The sequence below is a fragment of the Hydrogenophaga sp. 70-12 genome (assembly GCF_001897365.1).
Lineage (GTDB): Bacteria > Pseudomonadota > Gammaproteobacteria > Burkholderiales > Burkholderiaceae_C > Hydrogenophaga > Hydrogenophaga borbori.
Window position 1 is genome coordinate 1 of record NZ_MKSS01000132.1, and the last position, 2,851, is coordinate 2,851.

The window sequence follows — 2,851 nt, forward strand, 5'->3', positions numbered from 1 at the left end:
GGGCGGGCGGACCGCCGCGGGCGGGCGCGCGGCGGGTGCGGGCGTGGGGCGGGCGGACCGCCGCGGGCGGGCGCGCGGCGGGTGCGGGCGTGGCCGTCGCGGCGGGCGCCGCCTCGGCGCTGGTCGCCGGCTCGGCGCTGGCCGCGGGCGCGCGCGGCGGGGCGGGCACCCAGACCTTCACGCCCATCTCGGCGAGCATGGCGCGCTGGCGCGCGTCGAGCTCGCGCACCCAGCCGTCGGGCGTGTCGGTCCGATCGGTCATTCGGTGCCCTGCGTGCCGTCCAGGCCCAGTTGCATCACCACCGCGTCCTCGCGCTGCAGCGCCGACAGCGGGTAGTAGCCGCGGCGCACGCCCACCTCGCGAAAGCCGTAGCGTTCATACAGCCGGCGCGCGGGCGCGTTGCTCTGGCGCACCTCCAGCCACAGCGCGCGCGCGCCCTGGCCGCGCGACCACAGCGACAGCGCGTCGAGCATGAAGCGCGCCCAGCCCTGGCGCTGGTGCGGCGGGTTCACGGTGAGGTTGAGCAGGTGCACCTCGTCCACGCCGGGCATGGCCACCAGGTAGCCGAGCAGCCAGCGGCCGTCGGGCCGGGGGGGCCAGGGGCTTTCGCCCGCGTGCGCTTCGCCGATCAGCATCACGGCCGGGTAGCCGGCCTGCAGCGAGTCGCGGAAGTGCCGCGGCGACCACGGGTGGCCGTAGGCGCTGGTCTCGACCGCGTGCACCGCGTCCAGGTCGGCTTCGGTCATGGGCATGAAGGCGATGGCGCGCGCCTCGGCCTCCAGCGGCACGGGCAGGGTGTCCATGGGCGCGGGCCACAGGCCGGCGGTCCATCCGGGCAGGGTGGCGGCCGCATCCATCGAGGGATGCCGCGGCACCGGCTTTGCCGGGCCGCTGGCATCGCCCCCTGGAGGGGGTGCCGGGCAAAGCCCGGCGCGGGGGTGCTTCATGTCCCGGCCTCGCGTTCGGCCGTGGTGCGCGCGACCTTGTCGCGCACGTACAGCGGCAGGGCCTCGGCGGCGCCGACCGCGGCGCCCCGGGCCATCAGCGCCGGGGCCAGGCGCAGCAAGGCGTCGGCCGTGGGCAGGGCCGCGCGGCGGCGGCCGGGCGCGTCGCGCAGGGCGTCGGCGTAGGCCGCGAAGGCGTTGCCCGCGAGCAGGGTGCGGGTGCCGTCGGCCAGGCCTTGGTCGTGCAGCCAGCCCGCGAGGTCGGCGGGCGCGCACAGCCGGGGCGGGGCGAGGGCGCGCAGCGATTCGCCGTCGAGTGCGTAGGCCGCCAGGTAGAGCTCGTCCATGCGCGCGTCGAGCAGGGCCACGATGTGAGCGGGCGCCGTGTGGCCCTCGGCCGCGTCGTCGGCGCGGGCCTGCTCGGCCAGGGCCAGCAGGGTGTCGATGGGCAGGACGGGCAGGCCCTGGGGGTGGCGCGGTCCGCGCGTGCCGTAGGCCAGGCCCTGGGCCACGGCGCAGGCGGTGCGCAGGCCGGTGAACGAGCCGGGGCCGCGCCCGAAGGCGATGGCGTCCAGTTCGTCCAGCGACCGGCCGGCCTCGGCCAGCAGGCGCCGCACCTGGGGCAGCAGTTCGGTGGAGGCCTGGGCGCCGCCGGGGCCCTGGAAGCGGTGCACGGCCTCGCCGGCCCGCCCGGTGCCCAGGGCCAGCGAGAGGGTGTCGGTGCTGGTCTCGATGGCCAGGAAACACGGGGCGGCAGGCATCGGGGGATTATCGGCCACCGGCCTGGAGGGACCTGCCGGGGCCCGGCCGATAATCCCCCGCGTGAACCGATTCCTGTCGCCCCTGCTGTTGGCGCTGGCCATCGCCCTGCCGGCCTGCGCCCAGGGGCCTTCGCGCGAGGCGCTGCCGCCACCGGTGGCGGCGGCGCTGGCACGGGCCGAGGTGCCCGCCACCGCCTTCGCCGCCGTGGTGGTGCCGCTGGACGGCCATGAGGCGCGGCTGCGCCACCAGTCGGGGATGCCGGTCAACCCGGCCTCGGTGATGAAGCTGGTGACCAGCTACGCCGCTTTCGACCTGCTGGGCCCCGGCTACACCTGGAGCACGCGCTTCTACACCGACGGCCCGCTGGAGGCCGGTGCGCTGCGCGGCAACCTCTACGTGCGCGGCGGCGGCGACCCCAAGTTCGTGCTCGAGCGCATCCAGGAGGCCTTCGCCGCCCTGCAGGCGCAGGGTGTGCAGCTCATCCTGGGCGACATGGTGCTCGACAGCAGCGCTTTCGACCTGCCGCCCTACGACCCCGGCGCTTTCGATGGCGAGGCCCTGCGCCCCTACAACGCCGGGCCCGACGCGCTGCTGGTGAACTTCAAGTCGGTGGTGCTGGGTTTCATGCCCGACGCCGCGGCGGGCGTGGCGCGCGTGGTCAGCGAGCCGCCGCTGGCGGGCCTGGCCATCGACGCCAGCGTGCCCCTGTCCAACGGCGCCTGCGGCGACTGGCGCGGCGGGCTGCGCGCGCGCTTCGACGACCCCGGCCGCATCGCCTTCCAGGGCCGCTACCCCCTGCGCTGCGGCGAGCAGAAATGGCCCGTGGCCTACCAGGACCCGGCCAGCTTCGCGGCGCGCGCGATGGAGGGCCTGTGGCGCGCCAGCGGCGGCCTGCTCACGGGCCAGGTGCGCGCCGGCCTCACGCCGCTGGACGCCAAGCTGCTGCTCGACGCGCCCTCGCTGCCGCTGACCGACATCCTCACCGACGTGAACCAGTGGAGCAACAACGTGATGGCCCAGCAGGTGTTCCTCACGCTGGGCCAACTGGCGCCGCAGGCCACGGCGCTGCCCGGCAGCGGGCCGCTGCCCTGGAAGCGCAGCGGCTTCGAGCAGGCGCGCACGGTGCTGGGCAACTGGTGGCGCC

3 protein-coding genes and 1 pseudogene are annotated in these 2,851 nt (G+C 76.5%); 1 reads left to right on the top strand and 3 read right to left on the bottom strand.

Features of this window, described 5'->3' with window-relative positions:
- The 3 genes and pseudogenes from BGO22_RS08085 to tsaB all read right to left on the bottom strand — a co-directional run.
- Positions 1-262: pseudogene (locus BGO22_RS08085) on the bottom strand (uracil-DNA glycosylase); the annotation flags it as partial.
- A complete protein-coding gene (rimI, locus tag BGO22_RS08090; protein WP_286850005.1) occupies positions 259-804 on the bottom strand; it encodes a ribosomal protein S18-alanine N-acetyltransferase in 546 nt (181 codons plus the stop codon). The pseudogene BGO22_RS08085 and the gene rimI, both read right to left, overlap by 4 nt.
- A 140-nt stretch (positions 805-944) precedes the next feature.
- On the bottom strand, positions 945-1,706 hold the full coding sequence (gene tsaB / locus BGO22_RS08095; protein WP_070399472.1) for a tRNA (adenosine(37)-N6)-threonylcarbamoyltransferase complex dimerization subunit type 1 TsaB: 762 nt from the start codon (positions 1,704-1,706) through the stop codon (positions 945-947).
- A 61-nt stretch (positions 1,707-1,767) separates the two neighbouring features.
- Between tsaB and dacB the strand changes: the two genes are divergently transcribed.
- On the top strand, positions 1,768-2,851 hold a 1,084-nt coding region (dacB, locus tag BGO22_RS08100), incomplete at its 3' end, for a D-alanyl-D-alanine carboxypeptidase/D-alanyl-D-alanine endopeptidase (protein WP_286850002.1).

Coding starts and splice junctions, on each gene's coding strand:
- rimI (WP_286850005.1), bottom strand. CDS start 804: ATGGACACCCTGCCCGTGCCGCTGGAGGCCGAGGCGCGCGCCATCGCC.
- tsaB (WP_070399472.1), bottom strand. CDS start 1,706: ATGCCTGCCGCCCCGTGTTTCCTGGCCATCGAGACCAGCACCGACACC.